This window comes from Wocania arenilitoris (genome assembly GCF_021728535.1).
GTDB classification, from domain to species: domain Bacteria; phylum Bacteroidota; class Bacteroidia; order Flavobacteriales; family Flavobacteriaceae; genus Wocania_A; species Wocania_A arenilitoris.
The window spans coordinates 81,226-107,822 of record NZ_JAKKDU010000012.1; the positions used below are offsets into that span (position 1 = coordinate 81,226).

General features: G+C 31.6%; 19 protein-coding genes and 2 pseudogenes. 9 read left to right on the forward strand and 12 right to left on the reverse strand.

The features are described from left to right. The first annotated feature begins 25 nt into the window (after positions 1-25). Both L3X37_RS11040 and L3X37_RS11045 read left to right on the forward strand, forming a co-directional pair. Complete coding sequence (locus L3X37_RS11040) at positions 26-904, forward strand: alpha/beta hydrolase (protein WP_237240233.1); 879 nt, start codon at positions 26-28, stop codon at positions 902-904. 34 nt (positions 905-938) lie between these two features. Then, entirely contained in the window at positions 939-1,688 is a 750-nt protein-coding gene (locus L3X37_RS11045) for an alpha/beta hydrolase (protein ID WP_237240234.1), read from the forward strand. Positions 1,689-1,947: 259 nt separating this feature from the next. Here the strand turns inward: L3X37_RS11045 and lysS are convergent, their stop codons facing one another. After that, entirely contained in the window at positions 1,948-3,639 is a 1,692-nt protein-coding gene (lysS, locus tag L3X37_RS11050; RefSeq protein ID WP_237240235.1) for a lysine--tRNA ligase, read from the reverse strand. 323 nt (positions 3,640-3,962) lie between these two features. Further along, a complete protein-coding gene (locus L3X37_RS11055; RefSeq protein ID WP_237240236.1) occupies positions 3,963-5,552 on the reverse strand; it encodes a peptide chain release factor 3 in 1,590 nt (529 codons plus the stop codon). Between the two features lie 280 nt (positions 5,553-5,832). Between L3X37_RS11055 and L3X37_RS11060 the strand changes: the two are divergent. Next, positions 5,833-6,090: pseudogene (locus tag L3X37_RS11060) on the forward strand (IS1595 family transposase); the annotation flags it as partial. A gap of 89 nt (positions 6,091-6,179) precedes the next feature. Here L3X37_RS11060 and tnpA read toward each other — a convergent pair. After that, positions 6,180-6,611, reverse strand: a complete 432-nt coding sequence (gene tnpA, locus L3X37_RS11065; RefSeq protein WP_237239481.1) for an IS200/IS605 family transposase — start codon at positions 6,609-6,611, stop codon at positions 6,180-6,182. An 83-nt stretch (positions 6,612-6,694) separates the two neighbouring features. Further along, the gene (locus L3X37_RS11070; RefSeq protein WP_237240237.1) at positions 6,695-11,596 is read right to left on the reverse strand and encodes a DUF8202 domain-containing protein; all 4,902 of its coding nucleotides are present in this window, start codon (positions 11,594-11,596) and stop codon (positions 6,695-6,697) included. Between the two features lie 197 nt (positions 11,597-11,793). Between L3X37_RS11070 and L3X37_RS11075 the strand changes: the two genes are divergently transcribed. Continuing rightward, positions 11,794-12,756 carry a tetratricopeptide repeat protein gene (locus L3X37_RS11075; protein ID WP_237240238.1) on the forward strand — a complete coding sequence of 321 codons (963 nt, stop codon included), beginning with the start codon at positions 11,794-11,796 and terminating at the stop codon, positions 12,754-12,756. Positions 12,757-12,759: 3 nt separating this feature from the next. Here the strand turns inward: L3X37_RS11075 and rsmG are convergent, their stop codons facing one another. Continuing rightward, complete coding sequence (gene rsmG, locus L3X37_RS11080) at positions 12,760-13,389, reverse strand: 16S rRNA (guanine(527)-N(7))-methyltransferase RsmG (RefSeq protein ID WP_237240239.1); 630 nt, start codon at positions 13,387-13,389, stop codon at positions 12,760-12,762. A 143-nt stretch (positions 13,390-13,532) separates the two neighbouring features. Here rsmG and L3X37_RS11085 point away from each other — a divergent pair, with 143 nt between their 5' ends. The 4 genes and pseudogenes from L3X37_RS11085 to L3X37_RS11095 all read left to right on the forward strand — a co-directional run. Further along, positions 13,533-14,630 carry a fatty acid desaturase family protein gene (locus L3X37_RS11085; protein WP_237240240.1) on the forward strand — a complete coding sequence of 366 codons (1,098 nt, stop codon included), beginning with the start codon at positions 13,533-13,535 and terminating at the stop codon, positions 14,628-14,630. 28 nt (positions 14,631-14,658) lie between these two features. Further along, entirely contained in the window at positions 14,659-15,843 is a 1,185-nt protein-coding gene (locus L3X37_RS11090; RefSeq protein ID WP_237240241.1) for a pyridoxal phosphate-dependent aminotransferase, read from the forward strand. 856 nt (positions 15,844-16,699) lie between these two features. Continuing rightward, complete coding sequence (locus L3X37_RS15310) at positions 16,700-16,825, forward strand: hypothetical protein (protein WP_262910815.1); 126 nt, start codon at positions 16,700-16,702, stop codon at positions 16,823-16,825. 121 nt (positions 16,826-16,946) lie between these two features. Next, positions 16,947-17,060, forward strand: a pseudogene (locus L3X37_RS11095) (transposase); the annotation flags it as partial. 261 nt (positions 17,061-17,321) lie between these two features. On the opposite strand, the gene L3X37_RS11100 reads toward L3X37_RS11095, so the two are convergent. Beyond that, positions 17,322-18,146, reverse strand: a complete 825-nt coding sequence (locus L3X37_RS11100; protein ID WP_237240242.1) for a Two component regulator three Y domain protein — start codon at positions 18,144-18,146, stop codon at positions 17,322-17,324. A gap of 104 nt (positions 18,147-18,250) precedes the next feature. Next, positions 18,251-20,161 (reverse strand): ABC-F family ATP-binding cassette domain-containing protein, encoded by a 1,911-nt coding sequence (locus tag L3X37_RS11105; protein ID WP_237240243.1) that lies wholly within the window; start codon positions 20,159-20,161, stop codon positions 18,251-18,253. An 85-nt stretch (positions 20,162-20,246) separates the two neighbouring features. Between L3X37_RS11105 and L3X37_RS11110 the strand changes: the two genes are divergently transcribed. After that, positions 20,247-20,630 carry a DUF983 domain-containing protein gene (locus L3X37_RS11110; protein WP_237240244.1) on the forward strand — a complete coding sequence of 128 codons (384 nt, stop codon included), beginning with the start codon at positions 20,247-20,249 and terminating at the stop codon, positions 20,628-20,630. Between the two features lie 118 nt (positions 20,631-20,748). Here L3X37_RS11110 and L3X37_RS11115 read toward each other — a convergent pair whose 3' ends face one another. The 5 genes from L3X37_RS11115 to porK form a co-directional block, all read right to left on the reverse strand. Next, positions 20,749-21,792, reverse strand: a complete 1,044-nt coding sequence (locus tag L3X37_RS11115) for an NAD(P)/FAD-dependent oxidoreductase (RefSeq protein WP_237240245.1) — start codon at positions 21,790-21,792, stop codon at positions 20,749-20,751. A gap of 154 nt (positions 21,793-21,946) precedes the next feature. After that, the gene (gene porN / locus L3X37_RS11120; protein ID WP_237240246.1) at positions 21,947-22,837 is read right to left on the reverse strand and encodes a type IX secretion system ring subunit PorN/GldN; all 891 of its coding nucleotides are present in this window, start codon (positions 22,835-22,837) and stop codon (positions 21,947-21,949) included. Positions 22,838-22,884: 47 nt separating this feature from the next. After that, on the reverse strand, positions 22,885-24,447 hold the full coding sequence (gene porM / locus L3X37_RS11125; protein ID WP_237240247.1) for a type IX secretion system motor protein PorM/GldM: 1,563 nt from the start codon (positions 24,445-24,447) through the stop codon (positions 22,885-22,887). A 46-nt stretch (positions 24,448-24,493) separates the two neighbouring features. Beyond that, positions 24,494-25,129, reverse strand: a complete 636-nt coding sequence (gene porL, locus L3X37_RS11130) for a type IX secretion system motor protein PorL/GldL (RefSeq protein WP_237240248.1) — start codon at positions 25,127-25,129, stop codon at positions 24,494-24,496. An 85-nt stretch (positions 25,130-25,214) separates the two neighbouring features. Next, the gene (gene porK, locus L3X37_RS11135) at positions 25,215-26,573 is read right to left on the reverse strand and encodes a T9SS ring complex lipoprotein PorK/GldK (RefSeq protein ID WP_237240249.1); all 1,359 of its coding nucleotides are present in this window, start codon (positions 26,571-26,573) and stop codon (positions 25,215-25,217) included. Positions 26,574-26,597 lie beyond the last annotated feature (24 nt).

Consider the following 26,597-nt stretch of genomic DNA (forward strand, 5'->3'; position numbering starts at 1 on the left):
TTAGTCAAACTAACATATTTTTCATATGCCGTATTGGTTACATATTCTTATAGTTGTATTTGTAGTTTACATTGTAATAAGTATTGCTTTGTACTATTTACAAGATTATATGCTGTTTAAGCCAGAAAAATTACCAAATGATTTTCAGTTTAATTATAAAAATCAAGATTTCGAAGAACATAATCTTGAAACCAGAGACGGTGCTGTTATAAATGGTATTCTTTTTAAACCCAAAGGAGAATCAAAAGGCATTGTTTTATACTTAAAAGGGAATTCAAAAAGTATAAAAGGTTGGGGCAAATTTGCAGTCGATTTTACACGACATAATTACAATGTGCTTATGGTAGATTACCGTGGTTTTGGAAAAAGTACAGGCAGACGTTCGCAAAAAGCCATTAAGCGCGATTTACAAGAAGTGTACAATAAAATAAAAGAATATACAACTGAAGACAGGATTATACTTTATGGCCGCTCACTAGGCTCTGGTTTTGCTGCGAAATTAGCCTCAATGAATAATCCCAAAACACTCATTTTAGATGCGCCATATTATAGTTTAACTAAAGTTACAGCACGTTATGCACCTTTTATGCCATTAAGTGTTTTAATAAAATATCCATTACCAACTTATAAATGGCTAAAATATGTACAATGCCCAATTCATATTATTCATGGAACCAATGATAAATTAATTCCGTATAAAACCAGTGTAAAACTATCTCAAGTCAACCCAAAACTTACAAAGCTACACTCAGTAATTGGTGGTGGACATAAAAACTTAAATAACTTCGAATCTTACCATAAAATGATTCACGACATACTTAACCAAAAACCCCACGACATCGATTTATCAACTACAAGTATTCATGTTAAACACAGCTCGAAAACCACTAAAACAAAAGCTTAAAAAAACGCTTGTTGTTTTAATTAGTCTCTATCTTATGGTTGGATTATTATTATATTTTTTTCAAGAGAGAATACTCTTTTTACCAACAGTACTAGCAAATGATTATGAATATCAATTCGATTATCCTTTTGAAGAATTATTCTTAAAAACTGACGATAAAACAGTTATTAATGCTATTCATTTTAAAACGGAAAATCCCAAAGGGGTAATATTATATTTCCATGGTAACGCAGGTGATTTATCGCGTTGGGGATTTGTTGTAGAATATTTTGTTGAAAAGCAATATGACGTTTTAATAATGGATTACAGAACCTATGGGAAAAGTACGGGTAAGTTAAGTGAACAAGCGCTTTATGATGATGCAGACTATTGCTATGACTACTTAAAAACCCATTATGATGAATCTGTTATTACGCTTTATGGAAGGTCCTTAGGTTCAGGAATTGCTTCGTATTTAGCATCAAAAAACAAACCAAATCAACTTATTTTAGAAACGCCTTATTATAGCATTATAGATGTTGCAAAATCTAGATTCCCCATGTTTCCTGTCGAGAAATTATTAAAATATAAGTTGCCTACACATCAGTATATCCAGCAAGTGAATTGCCTAGTTACTATGTTTCAAGGAACAGAAGATTTGATAGTACCGTATAAGTCTGCTAAAAAACTTTTTAAAATATCACCAAAAAATCTAACTACTTTTATAACTATTCAAGGTGGTAATCATAAAGATTTAAATAATTATGAATTATATCATACTCAAATAAAAAAAATACTGCCGTAAATGTCTTAAAAATTTAACAAGTTAATTCTCATATCTTAAAAAAAACATAAAACTGCAATTATAAGCGTTAAACATTTCTAAATAAACATGGCTAATTAAACAATTTATCGTCAATTTGTACCGAAGTTAGTTTGTTTGTAATACTACACGATAAATAGTTAGTTAAGTTTAGTTTAGTTAAGTTTGGTTAGTAAAAAAGCCGGAGGTTTTGAACCACCGGCTTTTACTTTATTATAAAATAGTCTTATAAACAAAATAGCTACACAAGCTCAACAAATAACCCTTCTTCAGTCTTGTTAACTTTAGCAAGTGTGTTTTTAGTAAGTTCTTTAATTGATTTATCCCATTTTTTATTTGATAAACCAGATTGAATTTTCAAATCATTTAATCCTAGTTTTTCAGTCTTTTTTAAAATATCTAATATAGCTTTAGCTTCATCAGTTAATGCCACTTGTTTTTTCTCTGGTCGCATTTGCGGAAAAAATAAGACTTCTTGTATCGATTGGTTATTAGTTAAAAACATAATTAACCTATCCATACCAATACCCATGCCAGATGTTGGTGGCATACCATATTCTAAAGCACGTAAAAAATCGTGGTCTATAAACTCTGTTGCTTCATCATCTCCTTTTGCTGCTAGTTTTAATTGGTGTTCAAAGCGCTCACGCTGATCAATTGGGTCATTAAGTTCGCTGTATGCGTTGGCAATTTCTTTACCACAAACCATTAACTCAAAACGCTCTGTTAACTCTTTATTATCACGGTGTTCTTTACACAACGGACTCATTTCTTTTGGGTAATCTGTAATGAATGTAGGTTGTATATAATTACCTTCGCATTTTTCGCCAAAAATCTCGTCGATAAGCTTGCCTTTACCCATTGTGTCATCAACTTCAACTCCTAAGCCTTTAGCAGCTTGTCTTATTTCGTTTTCACTTTTTCCAGTTATATCAAACCCAGTAAAATGTTTTATAGAATCAGCCATAGTAACTCTGGTATAAGGCGCTTTAAAATCAATTTCATGGTCGCCAAAAGTTGCTTTAGTTGCTCCATTAACGGCAATTGCACAATGTTCCAATAAGCGTTCGCAGAAACCCATCATCCAATTGTAATCTTTATAAGCTACATAAATCTCCATGGCTGTAAACTCAGGATTATGAGTTCTGTCCATACCTTCGTTTCTAAAGTTTTTAGAAAACTCATAAACGCCATCAAAACCACCAACAATTAATCGTTTTAAATACAATTCGTTGGCAATTCGCATATATAAAGGCACATCTAAAGCGTTGTGATGTGTAATAAACGGACGCGCCGCAGCACCGCCAGGAATGGGTTGCAAAACAGGTGTTTCTACCTCAAAATAGCCAGCGTTGTTAAAAAAGTTACGCATGGCGTTAAATAATTTGGTGCGTTTTACAAACACATTTTTTACATGCGGATTTACAACTAAATCTGCATAACGCTGTCTGTAACGTTGCTCTGGATCGGTAAAAGCATCATAAACTTTTCCGTCTTTTTCTTTAGGTAATGGCAATGGTTTTAATGCTTTACTTAATAATGTAAAATCTTTAACCTTTACTGTTTTTTCACCAACTTTAGTGGTAAATAATTCACCTTTAATACCTATAAAATCACCAAAATCTAGAAGCTTTTTAAATACATCATTGTATTTGGTTTTGTCTTCGCCAGTACAAATTTCGTCACGATTAAAATATACTTGTATTTTACCTTCAGCATCTTGTAATTGTGCAAAACTTGCTTTACCTTGTATTTTAACCATCATTAATCTACCAGCAATAACAACCTGTTTCCCTTCTTCAAACTGTTCTTTTACCTGTTTAGAGGTGTGATTTACTGGGTATAAATCTGCTGGATACGGATTAATGCCTAATTCACGTAGTTTTACTAATTTCTCTCTTCGTACAAGTTCTTGCTCTGATAATTGCGACATATTATAAATGCTGTGTGTAAATTTTAATGGGCAAAGATACTATTAAAACTGCTCTTTTAAAACTTATTTTTTGGCGTTACAGTAAGGGTCGGGCTTTCCGTTACAATCTTTTTGCTCGTGCCTCGAAAAAAGGATTTTCACTGCAATCCCTAATGCAATAAAAAGATTTTTTTAACTTAGTTATTTGGTATTATTAATAATTATGTTGATTTAGATATACTTCAATATAAAAAAATAAACCATAAACTAAGGTTATGCTTTATTTTAACATTTTGTATAAGTTCTTCAAATCAAGATGCTATTGCTTGAAGGAATACATAAGTTCAATTAAATTCTGATGTAAAGTGAAATGTAATACTTGGATATTTTTGCTGAGTCATTTGTAAAGAAAAAGCAGAATCGGCTAAAAATACGAGCTGATTTTGTTTGTCCTTTGCAAGAAAACGTTGCTTAACTCTAACAAACTCTTTGTATTCATCACTATTAGAATTTTTAGGATCTACCCAACATGCTTTAAAAACATTTAAGTTTTCGTAAGTGCATTTTGCTCCGTACTCATGTTCTAACCTATATTGAATTACTTCATATTGTAATGCACCAACTGTACCAATAACTTTACGCCCGTTAAGTTCTAAAGTAAATAATTGAGCTACACCTTCGTCCATTAATTGATCAATACCTTTATAAAGTTGTTTAGATTTTAACGGATCTGCATTGTTAATATATCTAAAATGCTCTGGAGAAAAACTTGGGATACCTTTGTAATTTATAATTTCTCCTTCGGTTAGTGTATCACCAATTTTAAAGTTTCCAGTATCGTGTAAACCAACAATATCACCAGGATAAGAAATATCAACAATTTCTTTTTTCTCAGCAAAAAAAGCATTAGGGCTTGAAAATTTTAATTTCTTATTATGCCTTACATGAAGATAAGGTTTATTACGCTCAAAAATTCCAGACACTATTTTAACGAATGCTAATCTATCTCTATGATTAGGATCCATATTGGCATGAATTTTAAACACGAAACCTGTAAATTTTTTTTCTTCAGGTTTTACCAAACGTTCTTCACTTTGCTTTGGTCTTGGTTTTGGCGCTATTTCAACAAAACAATCTAACAACTCACGAACACCAAAATTATTTAAGGCAGAACCAAAAAATACTGGTTGTAAATGACCACTTAAATATTCTGTTTTATCAAATTTCGGATAAATACCTTCAACTAGATCTATGTTTTCACGTAAGACATCGGCTTGAGCGTCTCCTATTAATTCATTTAATACCTCAGATTGTAAGTCTGAAATCTCTACAGTTTCTTCAATATTTTTTCGACTATCACCACCAAATAAATTAATGTTCTTTTCCCAAATATTATAAATCCCCTTAAAGTCGTAACCCATTCCAATAGGAAAGCTAAGCGGACAAACGGTTAGTCCTAGTTTTTGTTCTACTTCATCCAGTAAATCAAAAGCGTCCTTTCCTTCTCGGTCTAATTTATTAATAAAAACAATCATGGGGATGTTGCGCATACGACATACTTCTACTAATTTTTCAGTCTGTTCCTCAACCCCTTTAGCCACGTCAATAACCACAATTACACTATCTACAGCAGTAAGCGTTCTAAACGTGTCTTCGGCAAAATCTTTGTGTCCTGGCGTATCCAAAATATTAATCTTAATGCCATTATATTCAAAAGCTAATACTGAAGTAGCTACCGAAATACCACGTTGCCGTTCAATTTCCATAAAGTCACTAGTAGCCCCTTTCTTTATTTTATTACTTTTTACAGCTCCAGCTTCTTGTATAGCGCCACCAAAAAGTAATAGTTTTTCTGTTAACGTAGTTTTACCAGCATCAGGATGAGATATTATACCAAATGTGCGTCTGCGCTCTAATTCTTTTTTAAATAACATAATATAAAATATGTGCAAATATACTATTTGGTAAATGTTATTCTAAATAACATGCAATTAATATGGTTTTAATCTAAAAGAATTCTACGAGGCTTGCCTCGTGAGTAAAAGAGGAAAGTTTGAAAACCTAAGATTTTCATCAAACTAAAATAAATTTTTATCCGTTGAATACCTCGTGGGCTTCCTCCGAGGATTATTTATTTTTTCATTATTATAATATAAGGTTTATTTTTAAAAGCAGACCTTTTTACTTTATAAAGTGGACTACAACATCACTTAAGTGGATAGTAACAAAGGATTAAATTTTAAGGCTTTACATAGAAGATTCGACCATATAAAATCGTACATAAGGACAACATATTCTTGAGCAAGTGAGTTAAACCTAAATCGATATTTTAATGAGTTTTGTTTTACAATTAATCACTCTCAAAGCAAAAACACAATATTCAATATTTTAATAATCAAAATGGTTAATAGTGATAAAATTTATCAAATTGAAATTATATGCGACCAACTAATGACCTTTAGAAAAAATTAAATTATTCAACTATAACTAAACCACTATGGACTAAAGTACCATAGGTTTTTAAATCTGACTAAAGTCAGCAGTACGCAAACAATTCGTGATTACTCAAGTATAAAAGAATCTGTATCATTGTTTGATTTTCGATGATGTTCTAAATATTCATTTACCATTTCATCTGTAATATTACCAGTACTCCAACAACCAAATCCTATAGCCCAAAAATGCCGCCCCCAATATTTTTTGTGCAATTTCGGGAACTCTTGCTGCAATCGACGAGAACTTCTCCCCTTCATTTTCTTTACTATACTGCTAATATCTTGTGATGGACGATATTCTATATGCATATGAACATGATCTTTACTAACAACCCCTTTCAAGATATTTATCCCTTCCGCATCACAAATCTGTATCAATATAGACCTACACTTTTTTTGGATATCACCTTCCAAAACTGAATATCTGTATTTTGTACTCCAAACTATATGTACTGTTAATCTAGAAACAGTATGTCCATTTACTCTTTGCTCTGACATAAACCAAAGATAAAAATTTTTAGAAGCTAAAGCGAGATGCACTAAAGTGCATAGTTTTAACTAAATTTGAGACCAATAAAATATTATTCAATAATAATTTTTTTATTAATTTTTCTTTTAACTGTATTTAATTGCACAATATAAGCTCCTGTAACAACTGATATTTGCTTAGATGTTTTATTTGAAGTATAGTCTATAAATTTTATTTTTTGCCCAATAATATTATATAGTGAAATGCTTAAAAGTTCTTCATCAATCAGTCCTTTTACTTTTAATTCTGATACAGATTCATCAAAATAAATTGAAACATCATCATTTATTTCAATATTATCAACAGATGAAGATTGTGACTGAAATACTAAAGCAAATCTATCGTTATAAACACCTGCATCTAAAAATATTTCAAACGGATTATTATTTATTAAAAAAGTTTCGTTGGTAGTATTATCTTTTATATAAAGTGTTTTATTTTCATTTAAATTTTCAACGCCATCAAGTTTAATTCTTGCTATACCAGAGTTTTTAATAATAATTCCCATTGGAAATTCTTGAGTGTCATCAAAATTACCAACCCCTTGAATAACAAATTTTGCTTCGTTAAAAGTCCAATACATATCTTCTTCTGCAACGTCGAGCATAAAAGCATCATATCCTAAATCAAATTTATTAGAGGCATTAACATCCTTACCTATAACTATTTGTCTATGATATCCTGTTGGAGAATCAAATATTAATCGTATTCTTGGTGTATCATCTTTATGCTTATCATTTGTAATTCTTTTTTTCTTACCTGAAGATTTTAAAAATAATGATGTTGAGCCATCTTCGGCAGCAAAGACACGTTGACTATTTTTAAATACAATGTTGCCTCCATCGACAATATCAACAGCCGCTCCATTATCGTCATCAAAACCATCCAATGCAGTACTTACAAAAAACCCTTGATTAACCGGAATGTACTGTCCTGGAATTTTAGTTCCTAAAGCAGGTCCTCCTGAGTTTGAAGTATTATTAATCCTCGGATCATCTGAAATTGCCACAGCACCACCAATTAAGTTTCTTGTTGCATAGCCTCCAATATAACCTCGCAATTCGTGAGTGTTTTCTTCACCAAAATGATCCCAAAAATATAAAGCACCATTAAAAATAGTTCCTGTTGAATTATTTCCACCATCAGCAATACTCATATTATCCAAAATAAATTCTGTTGCATCAATTGCCGATGGATATGGGTTACCTATTAAACGATCAACATCTCCAGTAGGGTTTTGAGCGGTTACATTTTTATTTAATGCTAGTGTTATATCTCCATTATTTGGCAAACCTTTGAATACATAGTTTTGCTGATCTGTAATTGCTACAGAACCTGAAGTGCCTTTCATAGTAAAGCCTTCTCCCGCAGCCAAAGATGTTAATTCGCTAATACTTTCCCAAGAGTTATAATCATCTACAGGACCATAGAACTTAAATAACCAATACGAGCTGATAGTTTTTGCTAATCCAGGTGTTGGAATACCATCACTTGCATTTAAAGAAGCATCAAAATTAAGCCCTTGATAAAGCGAAGAAATAGTGCCATCATTTAAAACGCCAGATATAGTATGATTAGCATTTGATGATGAAACCCCTGTACCTCTAGCACTTGTATTTCCTGCTATTGGAGCAACAGAAGATGACCAATAATTATAGTTAAACCCATTAGCAGTTCCTTGTTGATCTTTTTCTAAAAAGCCTCCGCTATCTGCATCTATAATACTACCCTCACTTTGGATTAATTGAGATTCGCCTATTAAATCTATAATACCATCTAATTCTAAATAATGAGAAATAGTTAATGCTTGTCCTGAGTTTGTTTCGTCCTGAGGATCAACAGGATCTGCTATTGTTAAAGTTCCAGCGGTTTGAATTAAACCTAATAATGATATATCTCTGTCACCAGATGTAATATCATGAGAAATTTCAGCAATATTCCAATCTATTACAGTGGCACCATCTAAACTTAACGAATTTGGCTCCATTTGATCAGAACTATTGCTCCAAGTTGTTCCTGCATCCCAAGCTCCGTTATCAATAGACACATAAGGCAAAGGTGTTGTTTGATTATCTACAATCTCCTTCGTTTTATTTAAATAATTTAATCGTAAAAAGAAGCGATTATCCGTTAATCCTTCAATAGTAGAACCATAAAAAGAATTAAAATCATAATAGACTCTTAAGTTACTCCATGGTATATTAGCGATCTCATTACTTGCAGAAGCTTGTGGCAAAGTTTTTCCATCAACATAATCTGTACCAGCAATATCAAATCGTTCAATTTCTTGATTCATTAAATAACGTATCTGATTTTCATTTAATGCAAAATCCCAAACATAAACTTCATCAATCTCACCTAATAAAGGATTTATAATATTATTCTTATCAATATAAACTGCGCCTATTGCATAATTATTAAAGTTTGGAGACGGATGCACAATGTCTTGAACTGATTTATCCAAAACGCCATCTATATACATTAAAATAGTACCACTATGATACACAAACGTGGTATGATGCCATTTACCATCATCTACATCGACATTTGATGTATATTTTGGTGTAACAGCATCATCAATATACACTTCAATATTACCAGATGTATTTAGTCTGATTTGTAACTTTTCGCCTTTAGCCATTACTGTTCTATTACTAGCATTTGCGGCACATTTAATCCAAGCAGAAATTGTAAAATTATCTACACTCAAATTAAGATTATATTCACCAAGTAAGTAATCGCCTGAGACTATACTTATTGAATGCTTTTCGGATAAGTTTGATGTTTTTCCAAAAGTAAAATACTTTGTGTCATCAAAATCATACCAAGTTTGAAGATTTACTCCTCCATCTTCAGACCTAAGTGGAATAACATCAATAATATCATCATTTCCAAAATTAGGATTATCAGCAACTATTAAAGCATATTCCTCCGTAGCTAGTTTTGAAAAATTAATAAATGCAGCAGATGGAATAGAAATATAAACAGTTTCTACATCACCATTTACGTTTTCATTTGATTCAACAATTTTCCATATTCTATCAATACGAGTTAACGATGTTGTAATTCCAGAAGCTATAGTTACTGTATTTGTATTAGAACCAGAAAAAGATGCATTATTATTTCCCCAAACCAAAAAATCTCCATCTTTTTTGAATTCATTTGGATTAGCACTATTGGTTGTAAAAATCCCATTTAAACCAATACTTACTTCATTAAGCATGTTTATCGTTTTTGATTGTTTTTGATTTAAATCAGAAATAGAATCTCTGCCAATTCCTGCAACATGATAATTATAGCCAGAGTTAGCCGTAACATCCCAAACCTTTTTGTCGAAAGAGTTTATATAATCCTTCTGCACTTCGGTTGAAGCGCCTAATGTAATTCCGTATTTAATAGCTAAATACGATTCTACTTTCTGTCTATCAGCATCAGATAATCTTCCTGAGAACGTAAATACCTCAGCAACACGACCATTTAAACTGCCTTGAATGTCAAAATTTCTACCAATCCAATAACCACTTCCTGATATATTTGTAAAAGCAACATCTGAAACATTTGATGTTGTTAACATATTAGAATTATAAAGTATATCTTGCTTAGTTGGTGATACTGCAGCATCATTTCTTACATTAATTATTCCAGCATTAGAATAAGATGAACTAATGCTAATTTCTGCTTCTCCATTAAAACTATTTCCACCATCTACATCTTGATTATATGATAAGGTTTCGTTAGTAAACTCAGCCGAATAATTGCCAAATCCAATACCTGTAATGTCTCCTGTACTTCCTGAATCTACCCCTGCAAAGATGGTATTTCTATCCGACGCGCTAGTCATTGTAGCATCTGGAATCATAACAATAAATATATCATGGTTATAAAAGCCGCTTATTGGTGTATCATCATTATACACGTATTGCTCAGTAGCTCCGCCATCATTTTCAAATTTCACTACAGGGTTATAATTAATATTATCTGTAGCTGTATCTAAATAGGTTGGCTCTTTACCAGAAACAGTAGTAGCATCTTTTCCGTTAGTCCCTAAATCTAACCAACTCGTTAAATTAGAGCCAGATGTTACTATTCCTCTTGTAGATTTTAACCACAATTTGAAATTGCTGGTAATACCACCAGGTCCTGGTATATTTTCATTAAACATTTCTGCAGTTACATTTAATAAAAAAGGATTCGTATCAGGATCGTTAGTATCTATACTAATGGTAGCAGACTGAGTACCAGTGCCAGCAACTGGCGCAACAAAAGTTACGTCAAGAAAAATTCCAACAAACGAAGGTAATCCTAAAAATGGAAGCCCCTGAGGTGAAGCTGTAGTAAAATCTCCATTATTACTTGTAGCCGACGTAATATTCATTGGGCAATTTCCAATATTAGCAATTAGAAATCTTCTTGTAACAGATGCCCCTTCGTTTACAACTCCAAAAAATGTTCCATTAGTATCTGAAGTTGTTGCATTGTTATAAGAAATATCTGCAAAAGGACTTCCGCCTAAAACATAAACTTCTGGAGAAGAATTAACCTGTAATGTAAAAGTAAAATTAGGTTGGTTATGAATTACAACTGTAACTAGTGTACTAGTACTTAAACAACTTGGACTTATATTTTCTATTTCAAAATCTAGATATTTATTTCTTCCTCGGCAATTATTGGGCTTTATATTCTTTTTTGGGTTATTTGGATTAATATCGAAATCTGTAGTGTTAGATATATTTATATCTCGAATTTTTAACTGTCTACAATTAGAGCTTGCAATGTTAGTAATTCTAAAACCTAAGATATTACCAGCACTAATGGTTATAGTAGATCCTTCTGTAACAACTGAACCTCCAATAACTTCAAGTTGCACAACTTGAGTATTACCAACAAAACAAATTAGGAAAAAAGAAATTACAAAATAATTAACAGGGCAATTGAGACTAGAGAGATTTATCATACAAAAGCTTTAAGACGTTAAAATTTTAAATTAGAGACTACTTATTTTGTAAATCAACAGCAAATTTAGTTTAAATTCCCATAAAATAAAATAAAATAAAAAACTCTAGTAATTATCAATTATTTTCAATTTAATATTAGATAAATTTTATTTTATTTAACATTGTTTTTTTTCATAAATTTGCTATATTCATATTTATGAAAAAAAATGTACTACTATTAATATTTTTAATACCTCTATTATCCTTTGCCCAAGTAAAAAAGCTTTATCGACAAGCATATAGGACAACAGATCCTAAAGAAAAAATAGAACTATTTACAAAAGTAATAGCCTTAGAACCAAAAAATTTCGACGCCTATTTTCATAGAGCTATTGCCAAAAATGATTTAGGCGATTATAGTGGCGCTATTTTAGATTATTCAAAAATACTTTTTTACAAACCAGACGCAGATACATACTATAATAGAGGGAATTCTAAATTTAGTTTACAAGATTTTTTCGGCGCTAAAGATGATTACGAAAATGCGTTAAAATTAGATTCACAATTTTTAGATGCTAAATATAATTTGGCGTGCGCTAAATATTTTTTAGAAGATTACTTAGGCTCTATAAAAGATTTAAACAAAATAATTGAATTAGCTCCAACTGAAGATAAAGTATATACACAAAGAGCCAATGCCCTATTAGCTCTTGAAAAATACAAATTAGCATTACAAGATTTTTCAATGGCTGTTATAATTAACCCTAACGCAGACACCTACTATAATAGAGGGCTAACTCATTTAAACATTAATTATTACAAGCTAGCACAAAAGGACTTTAATAAGTCTTTAGGTTTTGATACAAATAATGCCTCTGCATATTTTTATAGAGGTGCTTCACATTTGTTATTAGGTAGATATAAAAAAGCGATTTCAGATTTCACAACTACATTAAAATATAATGCTCTAGATTATGAGGCCATTTTAAGTTTAGCCTTAACCTACTATAAAATGAATGATTTACAAAATGCTAAGTCAAATTTTAAAAAAGCAAAATCTGTATTGTCTGATGATGAACATATTAATAATAATAATATAGAATTGTTTAGCGATAGCTTTTGGTATAAAAGTCAGTTTTTCTTTTTTAAACAAAACTTTGAAGCGCTAACTAAACTTTAAGAATTAGCCCTTATACTTTAAAGGCAAATGCACCAGTTTTTTAGTTTCGAAAAAACCTTCGGTATAATAATCGCTTAAATTATAAATAGTTGCGGTTTTATAGGTTTTAAGTTCTTCGGTTAAATCACCACCTTTTAAATACAAAATACCATTTTTTAAATCGTTATTTTGTTTTTTGGCAATTTTGCCCCTTACCCAGTGTACAAAGGTTGGCATTGCAGCAACAGCACGACTTATTATAAAATCGTAAGTATCGTTAATAGTTTCAACTCTAGAGTGTGTTGTTTTTACATTGGTTAACCCTAATCCTGCAACAACCTCATCTACGACTTTTAATTTTTTTGCTATACTATCTACTAAATGAAAAGAACATTCTGGAAACAAAATAGCTAACGGAATTCCTGGGAATCCGCCTCCTGTACCAACATCTAAAAGTTTAGAATCTTCTTTAAACTGAATTAATTTTGCAATTGCCAGGGAGTGCAAAACATGTCTTAAATATAACTCATCAATGTCTTTACGAGATACTACATTAATTTTTAAATTCCAGTCTTTATAGAGTATTTCTAACTTTTTAAAGTTCTCTATTTGATCTTTATTAAGATTAGGAAAATACTTTAAAATAAGGTCCATTACTGTTAAATTTTCAACAAAAATATACTTTTTATGTGCATATTTTTACAAAAAAACGTTATTACTTCAAATGGTTTATACTTATATTTGTCGCGTATAGATATAAGCTAAAAAAGAAGCCTTATATATTTAATATTAATAGCATGACTAAACAAACCCTTTCTTTCTCGAGAAAAGACTCTGCAAAATTTTTTAAAACATTAAATAAACGTGTTAATGATTATTTTAAAGAAAATAACATAAAACGCACAGGGAATTGGAAATTATATTTAAAAGCTGTCGTAATGTTTGCTTTATTAATTGTACCTGTAGTTTTAGTTTTAACGATTGATAATTTACCAGCTTGGACACAAATTATTTGTATGATGATAGTTGGTGTTGGTATGGCAGGCGTTGGCATGAATGTTATGCATGATGCCAATCACGGATCATTTTCAAGTAAAAAATGGGTTAATAAATTAATGGGAAGTAGTATTTACATTTTAGCAGGCAACGACTATAACTGGAAAGTACAACACAACGTTTTACACCATACTTACACTAATATTCAAGGCCACGATGAAGATATTGATGCTGGACGAATCATTAGGTTCTCAAAGCACGCAAAATGGTTCCCTTTTCATAAATATCAAAAATATTATGCCTTCTTTTTGTACGGTTTATTAACTGTAAATTGGGCTATTACTACAGATTTTATCCAATCGTACCAATATCTAAAAAGAAAACTAGCTTACGGAAAAATGCCGCATCCTGCAACACAATGGACCAAGCTAATCATTGGGAAAATAATTTATTATGCGGTTTGGATAGTTTTACCAATATCATTAGGTTTTGCATGGTGGCAAGTTTTAATTGGATTTTTAGTTATGCATTATACCGCAGGTGTTATTTTAAGTGTTATTTTTCAGTTAGCCCATGTTATGCCTAATACTGAAATGCCTTTACCAGATGAAAATGGTAATATGAAAAACACTTGGGCCATTCATCAATTATTTACAACATCTAATTTCTCACCTAAAAGTTGGTTAGTTGGATTTTACACCGGTGGATTAAACAGACAAGTTGAGCACCATTTATTTGCTAACATAAGTCATATTCACTACAGTAAAATAGCAAAAATAGTTAAAGAAACTGCTAAAGAATTTAGCTTGCCATACAATGAATACAATACGTTTTGGAAAGCCGTTACAGAACATTACAATCAATTAAAAATGCTAGGACAAAAGCCTAGTTTAGCATAAACTTCTTATTTATATATAAATATATTACATGCAATTATTATCCGATAGAATTTTAAACATGGCAACGTCTGCTACGTTAGCCATGGCAGCAAAAGCAAGAGAGTTAAGAGGCGAAGGTAAAGACATAATAGGTTTAAGCCTTGGTGAACCAGATTTTAATACACCAGATTTTATTAAAGAAGCTGCTATTAAAGCAATAAATGACGATTACAACTCGTACACACCAGTAGATGGTTATGTTGAGTTAAAAGAAGCGATTATTACAAAGTTTAAACGCGATAACAACCTAACATATACATTACCACAAATTGTTGTATCTACTGGTGCAAAACAATGTTTAGCAAATGTAGCTGCGGTTATGCTAAATGCTGGCGACGAGGTACTTTTACCTTGCCCGTATTGGGTAAGTTATTCTGATATTGTAAAGCTAAATGATGGTGTTCCTGTTGAAGTTAAAACGTCTATCGATACCGATTTTAAAATGACTGCCGCTCAACTTGAAGCAGCTATTACACCTAAAACAAAAATGATTTGGTTTAGCTCGCCTTGTAACCCAAGTGGCTCTATTTATAGTGAAGCAGAATTAAGAGCTTTGGCAGATGTATTAGTTAAGCACCCTAATATTTATGTGGTTTCTGATGAAATTTACGAACACATAAATTATGTTGGTAATCATGCTAGTATGGCACAATTTGAAGATATGTACGACCAAACAATTACCGTAAACGGTGTGTCAAAAGCTTTTGCAATGACGGGTTGGCGTGTTGGATATATTGGCGCTCCAGAAAAAATTGCTCGTGCTTGTAATAAAATGCAAGGACAAATTACAAGTGGGACAAACTGTATTGCGCAACGTGCTGTTATTACCGCTTTAAACGAATCGCCATCTCGAGTACAGTACATGATAAATGAATTTAAGGTGCGTCGTGATTTAATTTTAGGTTTATTGAACGACATAGAAGGGTTTAAAACCAATACACCAGAAGGTGCTTTTTACGTTTTCCCAAATGTTACACATTTCTTTGGAAAAACATTACGCGGAAAAACCATAAACAATGCTACTGACTTCTCTTTATATTTATTAGAAGAAGCTCTTGTAGCAACCGTTACAGGCGAAGCTTTTGGGAATCCTGATTGTATTCGCATATCTTATGCAGCTTCGCAAGAACAAATTATTGATGCTATAAAACGTATTAAAGAAACAGTTAGTTAAAATAAACTAATTCTCTATAAAAAATTAAAAAGAGGCTATCTAAAAAAGGGCACTAAAAAAGTAGCATAAATAATAAAAGCAGTAAAAAGTTAAATTCAATCTGTATTTTTACTGCTCTTTTATATCTTGATTATTCAAAATACAGTTTATGCTAGTTTAACAAAAAAGCCTGCCGTTTTAAGTACCTATTCAGATCTTTATGATTTAATAATCGTGCCCAAGACAATTTATACCAATTAACTATAATTTGACGCATATATTGTATATTCACTTATGTCAAAACGTGTTGAATTTACCATAAATGAGAGTATCGAAGAACTAAGAAAACTTCGATTAAAACAAAAATGTTCTATATAAGCAAAGGAGATTAATATAGCTTGAGCTTCTAAAAGAAACTACAAATATCCCAAGAGAAAAATCCAGCTAAAAATCAGCAATAAGTTTACGTACTCAGGAGCGTTGGATACAGCGTTATATTTCTGGGGGCATATAAAGCCTATTAACTGATGCCCCAAATCTTAAAAAATCTAAAATAATAACGGATGAAATAGACCAAGGATTATCAAGACGTGTAAATTCTAGCGAAAAACCTTTTTTGGGGTATTGGGATGCTAAAGATTGGGTTCTGTCTGAATATGGTGTTGAAATAACCTATCATTGGATTAGAGACTATTTGATTAAACACTTTAAGACCAAATTAAAAAGCCCAAGAAAATCTCATTACAAAAAGACAATCAGGCTATAGAAGCTTTTTTAAAAACTCCCTAACACGCTAGATCAGATTAGACTTAATCTAAATAAAGACAAGTTTGCTAACGCGAATTTATACTTTCAAGACGAAGCTAGATATGGGTTAATGACGCACTTAGGAAAATATTTAACAGCCTCAGGAGTTAAGCCAATCGTAGAATATCAACATGTTTTTAAAACAACCTATTTGTATGGCAGCTATTCTCCAACCAATGGAGATAGCTTTGTCTAGGAGATTAACGGTGTCGATTCTATAATTTTCGAAGCTTTATCTAAAGGCATTCTCCCTATACAAACCCAAAGAGTTTAAAATAGTCGTTATTGATAATGCAAGGTTCCATTCCACAAAGAACATTGACGTTCCGAGTAATATTTTCCTTTTAACTATTCCACCATACTCACCGGAACTTAAACCTTGCGAACAAGGTTTGGCAGTATATAAAAAAAGATACAAAAATCAATGGTTTAAAGATATGAACGAACTCAAAAAGTGGTTGCATAATTTTGTGAAACAAATGTCTAAAGAACAAATAATGCCTATTACTGGAAATCATCATTATAAAAACACTTTATATGCGTCATTTTATAAGTAAATTTATAATACTAAGCAAATAAATGAATTAATACATTTAACTTTTGCATGATGCATTGGTAAAAAAAATAGACAACAATAATTTGCTATCTATTTTTTTAACTAATTAATTTATGAGACTAGCTTTACTCTATAACTAATCTTTTTCAATATCCATTGTAGCCGTTGCATTTTGTAGCTCTAAAAACATAATGCTAGGTGGATTTTTTCCAGAAACACTTATGTATTCCTGATTTAAATTATTATCGCTTACCATAAATGTATTTAGCTTGGTTAAATTCATAAATTCCATTGGTAAGTCTCCAGTAAACTTATTACTTGATAACAGCAATTCTTTTAATTGTGTTAGTTGAGCAATCTCTACAGGTATCTCTCCATCCATTTTATTATCCATAACGCTCAACTTTTCTAATTTTGATAAAGCGTAGATTTGATTTGGAATAGTACCTGTTAAAAAATTACTTCCTAACAAAAGTTCTTTTAGGTTTGTTAGACTCATTAGCTCCATAGGAATATTACCTGTTAGTTTATTGCTATAAAGTTTTAATGATTCTAATTTTGTTAAACTACCAAGTTCTGATGGTATCTCACCTTCAAAACTATTCATAAACAACTCTAAAGAAGTCAATTCCTTTAAATTTGCTAACTCTGCTGGAATTTTCCCTACTAACTTATTAAAACCAAAATTTAACTTTCTTAAAGTCTCAAAGTTTCCTATTTCCTTCGGTAAGTTACCTTGAAGATTATTAAAAGGTAAATTAAGTTCTACAACTTTATTGTTTTCAATAGTAACTCCGTACCAAGAATCAACTGATGTGTTAAGATCCCATGTTGTATTCCATTTGCTTCCTTCGGTTGAATTATATAAGGCTATTAATGCATCTCTTTCACTTGATGAAATATTTGCAAAAGAATATGCAGAAACCAAAAAGCATATAACTATAAGTTTAAAAGTCTTCATTTTTGAACAAATTTTGGGATTTAAGATTAATTCTCTTACGAAAATAGGCTATAAGCAGACTAAAATCTATTTTATTCGATGAAATGCTTTAAATTTTAACATTTCTATTCGCTAAATTGCTCAATCTGAAGCTGAATACCTTCCCATTTTTTCATAAATTCGTCTAAATCTGATTTCTTTTTTTGATAATTATCGAAAAAATTTGGTTGCGAAGTGACTGCTTCATAATTAATTTCAAGTGATAAATCAATAGCTTTAATATCCTTTTCTAATTGATTTATTTTAGATTCAACGTTACTTAATTTATTGTTTAAAGACTTTATTTTTTTCTGATTTTCGTAAGACTGCTGTTTCTTAACTTTTGGTATTTCTTTAACTATAGTGCGTTTTTCAATTTCGCGCAAACTTTCAACTTTACGCTGGTCTAAATAATAATCAATATCGCCTAAATATTCTTTTATTTTATGATCCTTAAACTCGTAAACTTTATTGGTTAAGCCTTGTAAAAAATCTCGATCGTGCGATACTAAAATCAAAGTACCTTCAAAGCGTTTTAAAGCTTCTTTAAGCACATTTTTAGATTTAATATCTAGATGATTTGTAGGTTCATCCATTATTAAAACATTAAAAGGCTGCAACATTAATTTAGCCAATGCTAAACGGTTGCGCTCTCCACCTGAGAGGACTCTTACATATTTATCTACTTCTTCACCTCTAAATAAAAACGAGCCTAAAATATCTCGCACTTTACTTCTATTGGTTTCGTTAGCGGCATCAATCATGGTATCATGTACTGTTTTGCTACCATCTAAATATTCAGCTTGATTTTGAGCAAAATAACCTATTTGCACATTATGACCTAGCTTTAAATGTCCTTCATATTTTATTTCTCCAACAATAATTTTAGCTAGTGTAGATTTCCCCTGTCCGTTTTGTCCAACAAATGCTGTTTTACTATCACGCTCTATAAGTAAATCAATAGCTTTTAAAACTTGATTATCGTCATAATTTTTCGAGAGACCCTCAGCTTGAATAACCACTTTACCGGGAGTAATAGAAACGGGGAAATTAAGTGTCATCACACTATTATCATCTTCATCAACTTCAATTCTATCAATCTTATCAAGTTTTTTTATAAGCGATTGCGCCATAGTAGCTTTTGATGCTTTTGCCCTAAACTTCTCTATAAGTTTTTCGGTTTGCTCAATTTGCTTTTGCTGATTTTTTTGAGATGCTAATTGTTGGGTTCTCAACTCTTTCCGAAGCACTAAGTATTTACTGTAAGGCTTTGGGTAATCGTAAATTCTACCTAAAGAAATCTCAATGGTTCTATTAGTAATATTATCTAAAAACATTTTATCGTGAGATACAATAACTACTGCTCCAGGATAATTTTTTAAAAACCCTTCCAACCAAATAATAGATTCAATATCTAAGTGATTTGTTGGTTCATCTAATAATAATATATCATTATTTTGTAAAAGGAGTTTTGCGAGTTCGATACGCATGCGCCATCCACCAGAAAAGGTATCGGTTAGCATATTAAAATCTTCACGTTTAAAACCTAAACCTTGTAAAATCTTTTCGGTATCTCCTTGGTAATTATAACCTCCTAAAATTTCATATTGATGTTGAAGTTCATTAATATCAACCATTAATTGATGATAGCCTTCACTTTCATAATCGGTACGTTCTGCCATTTGCGTATTAACCGCTTCCATTTTAGATTCAAGAGCTTTAATTTCTGTAAAAGCTTCATAAGATTCTTCGAGCACGGTTCTTCCAAATGTAAATTCTATATCCTGTTTTAAAAAGCCTATTTTGAGTTCTTTATCGGCTGCTATTTGACCGGAATCTGGTTCCATTTCTTTCGATAAAATTTTAAGCATAGTCGATTTACCAGCTCCGTTTTTTCCAATAAGCCCAACTCTATCTCCATTACCTAATTTAAATGTTATATCTTCAAACAGGTATTCGCCTTGAAATGAAATCGATAAATTATGAATATTAACCATAGAAATGTAACTTTTATCACAGACCCTTTACTATTTATATAGTATTTTTACTTCGTGATTGCGCTCGCAAAAATACGCAAATATTATGTTTAAAAAAGGAACAAAAATATATAGCATTTTAACTGGCACATGCCCTAAATGTCATGAAGAATCTATGTTTAAAAACAAGAATCCTTATATGCTTTCTGAAGCCTTAAGCATGCACGAAAATTGTTCACATTGTGGTACAAAATATAAAATTGAACCTTCTTTTTTTTATGGTTCCATGTATGTTAGTTACGCTGTTGGAATAGCATTTGCAGCCGCTGCTTTTGTTATTTCCTTTTTTGTTTTTGGCGCCAATATTAACATTGTGTTTATTTCTATTATTTCGACATTAATTGTTTTTATGCCAATTATTTTAAGGATTTCCAGAAACATTTGGATAAATTTTTTCATGCATTACGATAAAAATTTAGCTAAAAAGTAGTAATAGTATTTAGATTTTAGACCGCTACGCTGATAGAATCAAGAATCTAGAACTATTTACATTTAATTGATAAACAGTAGAAATATATTTCTCGAATTCAAAAAAAAATTAAATTGTATTAGTTTAAAAAGCGTTTAATATCAACTTCATTATCTATAGGCACATCGTTTTCAATAAAGTTATAAAGTTGATGAGCCACATAGGGTCCAATCATAACACCACGTGTTCCTAACCCATTTAATACATACATGTTTTTATGTGCAGCATGTTGCCCCACTAACGGACGTCTATCTTTTACCGTTGGACGTATTCCAGCAACTTGATTAACTACTGTAAACGGACACGTTATTAGCTTTTTAAGCTTATTTAACAGCTCTTCTTTTGCTTTACTTGTAGTTTTATTAGTAGTATCTTCCCAATTATAAGTAGCACCCACTATATACAAATCATCTTGCAACGGAATTAAAAACACACCAGCCTTCAATACAAAATCAATTTTTAAATCTGGTGCTTCAATCATTAATAGTTCGCCTTTTGTTGGCACTAAAGGTAGTTCTTTAAAAAAAGAGTTTTTATCAACCCCAAAACCTTCGGCAAATACAATGTGTTTTGCTTCTATATTTTCATATTCAATTACATTTTCTAAAATTTCAATCGTATCATAATTAAAAGCTTCTTTAAAAAATATCCGGTCTTTTAATAGGTGTTTTTTATAAGCATCAATTAAGCACTTGACATCAATTCTACCAGTTTGCAATACCTTACCAAAACCAAAAGGAGCATCTATACTCTTATTTCTATTTTTTATAAGCTTAACTGAAAGATACTCTGATAGTTTTAGTTTATCACTCGCTGTAAACCAATCGTTTTGTTCTTCTAAAGATGCAAACTTTCGGTAAACTGGTATTTTGTAATTTAGCTTTACGTTTAATTCTTTTTCTAACTTAGCATACATTGGCAATGCCATTTGCAATTGCTCTTTACTTTTCCAAACGGATGTAAAACGTTTTAAAACAACAGGATTATATAAACCACCTGCAACCACAGATGATTGTTGCGATTTATCATCAAAAACCACAAAAGTTTTATTGTTTGCTTTTAATTGTTCGCAAAAACTAATACCTGCTAAACCGATGCCTACTATAATATAATCTACATGCATTGGTTGCGAAGATAATCACATTTCTATTATTAAACACGTGAGATGCTGAAACAAGTTCAGTATGACAATAATAGTAATTTTAAAATCAGTTTTTTTCAAAAAAAAAGCTGTCTTTTCAGACAGCCTCGTTTTTTAATATTTATTTTCATGCGACTTAATATGTCCACATATCTAATTCGAAATCTCGAATTTTATCTTTAATACGTTCAGACTCTAAGAGCTGCATTAAAGCATTATCAGATACATATTCACTAATTGTTCTATCGCCATGAACATTTTCTTCTTTATAAATATATCCATGAAAACGTCTAGAATTTAATAAATGGTCGAAAGAAAAAGGCATAGAACTATTTTCAGTATTAAATGATTTTGCTTCATGCAATACCTCTCTTGCATCTGGGAAAAACACCCAAAACAACTCTACTAAATCTGCATTTTCAGTACCAATAAAGTTAACATCTTCTGCAACCGGTGCTATACCCAATAACCTGTATTTCATTTCGGCTTGACGCTTATCGAAATACCAAAGCCCTTTAATACGATATTCTTTAATATCTGCTGCTGTAATATCTCGTCTGTCAATATATTCAGCAGATAATTCTTCACCAGCATTAATCTGTTCAATACCCAATTCTGTGGTATCAATTTTAGTTAAAGCCGCTTCAATATCTTTTAAAGTTCTTTTTGTTGTAAAATAAGAATCGTCATAAATGTTTTTTATTTTACCGCTTTTAACACTTTTCATAAGTACATCATACAACGACCTCCTATCGCTACCAATATTATTGGTATCTATAGGATAGTACAGCGGGAAGTTAGAACGTTCGTCTAGAACTACTTTTTCCCATGTCATTTTAGCAAAAAGTATATCTCTGTCGTCAACATAACCATATTCTAATGGCTTATCATTATCGACTGCTTTTTGCGCTTCTGTTCTTACCCCTATTTCTTCAGGGCTTTTAGCGTTTAGTATATTGGCTTGTGCAAACATACCTGACACTGTAAAAACTGTTGCTGCGGTTAATAAAAAACTTTTTACACTCATTTTCTTTTACTTTTTAATTATTTATTAGGGTAACCCAATATGCTCTTCTAATTTGTAAGCTCAACAAATACTGGCGATACTTTTTTAAGTATTACACTAACACCACTGGCTTTAGCTTGAATGTCGAATATTTGAACTCCAGAGCCTCGTTTAGCTTTACGTAAAGCACTTTTAGCTCTACTATCTAACTTGTTTCCGCTAACATTTATTGTTGGTTGGCCAGGAACTTTAAATTTAAATCCTGTTACACGTAATGGTAATTCGAAATCAAAATCATCAAACTTAGCACCAATAGTAGAAATTTCAAGGCTGTTACGTTGCATTTTAATTGCACCATCTTCACCTCTTATGGTACCTGTTGGTTTTGGTAAATCTTTAATTCTAAATTTAGCATTGTCACTAACTTTACCACCATCTGGTAATGTTCCTGTTACGTTAATAGTAACTTCTCTACCTTGAACTCTTGTAGCATCCATAACATACTTGCTTCCACCTGCTCTAGATAAACCTTGAGCACTTGCAGCTACTTTATTATCTGGAATACCAGCAAAAGAAATGGTCATTGGGTTTTTAACACCTCTATAAACTACATTCATTTTATCTGCTGAAATCGTTGCTGCATTTGGTTTAGCAACTGTAGCAAATGATGATTTTACAGGTACTTCAATTTCTTCTCCATCTTGAGCAAAAATTAACTTACCTTCAATTTTGTGCTCACCAACTCCTCCAGTTCCTATTTTTAACTTTACTTTACCGTCTTCAATAGAATATTGGTTTTCGTTTAATGGTCTTCCATCTAAAGTTAATTCAACTCTACTTGGTTTAGTTGAAGCATCTTTACGGCCTAACACAATTTGTCCGTCAAACTGCTCACCATTAAAGTAAGCCGATTTTGAAGTTTCCATTAATGTAGTATAGTTCGTCATAGATACCTCACTAGAAAGTGTTCCTTGTAACATGTTAGCTAAAACTTCAGATTCCGTTGTTTTAATATCTGCTTGTAATTGTGTCATTTTAGTTAAAGAAGCTACTAAAGGAAAACCTTTGTAGTGATAATCTAACCAACTTTGCTTAACATTATCTCTATTACGCACATCTTCTGTACTAAATTTAGCTTGTACATCTTTAACAACATTTTCCATTCCCTTTTCATCAGCTAATAATGATGTAACACCATCTCTAAAAGATGCTATTTGATTTAAAAACTCTTGCCCTTCAGGTTTAAGTTTGTCGCCTTTGAAAAAGTTTTCATCTAAATAATCGCCTTTATCCATAATCTCATAATCAGTTGGATCATCTAGCTTTTCGGTCATTTTAGTTTTTAAATCTTCTAGATATGAATCAAACTTTTTTGCCAAGGCATCAATTTGATCTGCTTTAGATTTTAATGGTGCATATTTCTCAGGTTGATCTATGGCTTTTTGATCTAAACTAGCAACAAAACTCTCGTTACGTAATGATGTTGCTTCATTAGATTCAGTAAGCTTTTCGTTCATTAATCCGAAGGCTGAAAGCACTTCTTTCGACATATTTAAAGCTAGCATTGCTATAAATATTAAATACATCAGATTAATCATTTTCTGTCGTGGTGATAAATTTCCTCCTGCCATGTCTAATTAGGTTTTTGGTTAATTAATAATTTGGGTAACCCCCTAATTAGTTTTTATTCATTGCAGACAACATTCCACCATAAACTCCATTTAATGAAGATAAGTTAGACGCTAAAGATTGCATTTGTTCTTTTACTTTTGCAGCATTTTCTGCAGACTCTTCATTAATTTCAGCTTGCTTGTTAATACTCTCTAACTGTACTTTATATAAGCTATTTAAAGACTCCATTTGTGCAGCAGCAAGAGTTAACTCTTCGCCATACTTTTTAGTAGCCTCAACAGAATCTATAGTTGAAGACATATTTTTTGCAGCACCCTCGAAGTTTTTAATACTATCTCCTAAACTTGCCATTAATTCACCATCAATTTTAGCATCTTTTAATAACTCGTCTAATTTTTTAGATAATAATCCTTGTGGGTTCTCTTTTTCTTTTTTGTCAGCTTGTCCTCCAGCAAGTTCTGGGTAAACTAACGACCAATCTAAATCTTCATCTACTGGTTCGAATGCTGAAATAGCAAAAATAATTGCTTCGGTTACAAGACCTAAAGTTAACATAACATTACCTGTTAAAGGTCCTATTTCAAAATGAATAATTTTGAATAGCGCTCCAATTATTACAATTGACGCTCCTAATCCGTAAGCCATATTCATAAATTTTTTACTTGCTTTTGACTGTGCCATAATTTTTCGGTTTTTAATTTTAAGTAGAAATACTTAAGTAGGTTAATTAATAGTATTTATTATTGATTTGATTAAATTTTACTTATTAAGGTTTTTTACCAGTTGCTTGTGTCCCCATGTAATCTTGTACTGTTCTGAAACCTATATAACTCCTTGCAGAATCCGCATATTCGTAATCTCTTGAACTTACTTGTAAATAGTAAGCCACATCTTTCCAAGAACCACCTCTTACAACTTTACGTTGATTATTTTTATCGTTTACACTTGGATTAATTGATGATGTATACTCATAAGAATTTGGATCGTAGGATGCATTTACCCATTCTGAAACATTACCCGCCATGTTATATAAATTATAATCGTTTGGATCATAAGATTTAGCTTCTACAGTATATAATGCTTGATCTGCTGCATAATCTCCGCGTACGGGTTTAAAGTTTGCCATAAAACAACCTCTATCGCTTTTAGTGTAAGGCCCACCCCAAGGGTACGTTGCAGCTTGTAAACCACCTCTAGCGGCATACTCCCACTCTGCTTCAGATGGTAATCTAAATCTATTTACATAGGCTGCTTTTTTTGATTTTTGGTATGAGTTTTTGTTAATGGTTCTCCACTCACAAAATGCTTTAGCTTGTTTCCAAGTTATACCTACAACTGGATACTCACTATATGCATCATGCCAAAAATAATCGTTATGCATTGGCTCGTTATAAGAGTAAGCGAAATCCCTAATCCATACCGTTGTGTCTGGATAAATTTCAATTTCTTCTTTTTTTATAACATCTTTACGTTTAATACCTCTATTTCTCGCCGCTTCTTGGATATCCATATGGCTGAATTGGAACTTAAATTTTTTAACATCCCAAGTGCGCTGTCCGTTATAAGATTCTTCAAGTGGTAAATACATTGTATCCATAACTTCAGTGTAGTACTCATCTGGATATTCATCAGTATCAAAAATTAAATCAACATCATGATTTATTTTTCTACCCTCATAACCTGTTGGCCCCAAGCCTGTGTAGTTTTCGAACATATATTTTTCGTAAACAGACATGTTAGCAGTATCTGCATCTTTAAAAGCATACTCACCAATACCTCCATCTTCTGGTACTTTTCCAACCTCATCTGCTAAAACAGCAAGTTTCATTCTAACAATAGAATCTCTTACCCAATTAACAAACTGTCTGTACTCACTGTTGGTTATCTCAGTAGCATCCATATATAGAGCTCTTACAGTAACTGTTTTTGCAGGAGCATCGTGTATTCCGGCTAGATCGTCATCGGCTTTACCCATAATAAATGCGCCACCTGGAATAAGTTCCATTCCATAAGGTTTTTCAGGGTGCCATTTTTTACCTTTAACACCTACTAGCTCACCTCTATCTTTAGAGCCACAACTAGCTAATAATGTTAATACTGCGGTTAATAAAATAAACTTCTTCATATTCATAGAAAACTCGAGGTTAAT

Coding starts and splice junctions, on each gene's coding strand:
- L3X37_RS11070 (WP_237240237.1), bottom strand. CDS start 11,596: ATGATAAATCTCTCTAGTCTCAATTGCCCTGTTAATTATTTTGTAATT.
- L3X37_RS11090 (WP_237240241.1), top strand. CDS start 14,659: ATGCAATTATTATCCGATAGAATTTTAAACATGGCAACGTCTGCTACG.
- L3X37_RS11110 (WP_237240244.1), top strand. CDS start 20,247: ATGTTTAAAAAAGGAACAAAAATATATAGCATTTTAACTGGCACATGC.
- tnpA (WP_237239481.1), bottom strand. CDS start 6,611: ATGTCAGAGCAAAGAGTAAATGGACATACTGTTTCTAGATTAACAGTA.
- porN (WP_237240246.1), bottom strand. CDS start 22,837: ATGAGTGTAAAAAGTTTTTTATTAACCGCAGCAACAGTTTTTACAGTG.
- L3X37_RS11075 (WP_237240238.1), top strand. CDS start 11,794: ATGAAAAAAAATGTACTACTATTAATATTTTTAATACCTCTATTATCC.
- L3X37_RS11100 (WP_237240242.1), bottom strand. CDS start 18,146: ATGAAGACTTTTAAACTTATAGTTATATGCTTTTTGGTTTCTGCATAT.
- L3X37_RS11115 (WP_237240245.1), bottom strand. CDS start 21,792: ATGCATGTAGATTATATTATAGTAGGCATCGGTTTAGCAGGTATTAGT.
- rsmG (WP_237240239.1), bottom strand. CDS start 13,389: ATGGACCTTATTTTAAAGTATTTTCCTAATCTTAATAAAGATCAAATA.
- porL (WP_237240248.1), bottom strand. CDS start 25,129: ATGGCACAGTCAAAAGCAAGTAAAAAATTTATGAATATGGCTTACGGA.
- lysS (WP_237240235.1), bottom strand. CDS start 3,639: ATGTCGCAATTATCAGAGCAAGAACTTGTACGAAGAGAGAAATTAGTA.
- L3X37_RS11055 (WP_237240236.1), bottom strand. CDS start 5,552: ATGTTATTTAAAAAAGAATTAGAGCGCAGACGCACATTTGGTATAATA.
- L3X37_RS11045 (WP_237240234.1), top strand. CDS start 939: ATGGTTGGATTATTATTATATTTTTTTCAAGAGAGAATACTCTTTTTA.
- L3X37_RS11085 (WP_237240240.1), top strand. CDS start 13,533: ATGACTAAACAAACCCTTTCTTTCTCGAGAAAAGACTCTGCAAAATTT.
- porK (WP_237240249.1), bottom strand. CDS start 26,573: ATGAAGAAGTTTATTTTATTAACCGCAGTATTAACATTATTAGCTAGT.
- L3X37_RS11105 (WP_237240243.1), bottom strand. CDS start 20,161: ATGGTTAATATTCATAATTTATCGATTTCATTTCAAGGCGAATACCTG.
- L3X37_RS11040 (WP_237240233.1), top strand. CDS start 26: ATGCCGTATTGGTTACATATTCTTATAGTTGTATTTGTAGTTTACATT.
- porM (WP_237240247.1), bottom strand. CDS start 24,447: ATGGCAGGAGGAAATTTATCACCACGACAGAAAATGATTAATCTGATG.
- L3X37_RS15310 (WP_262910815.1), top strand. CDS start 16,700: ATGACGCACTTAGGAAAATATTTAACAGCCTCAGGAGTTAAGCCAATC.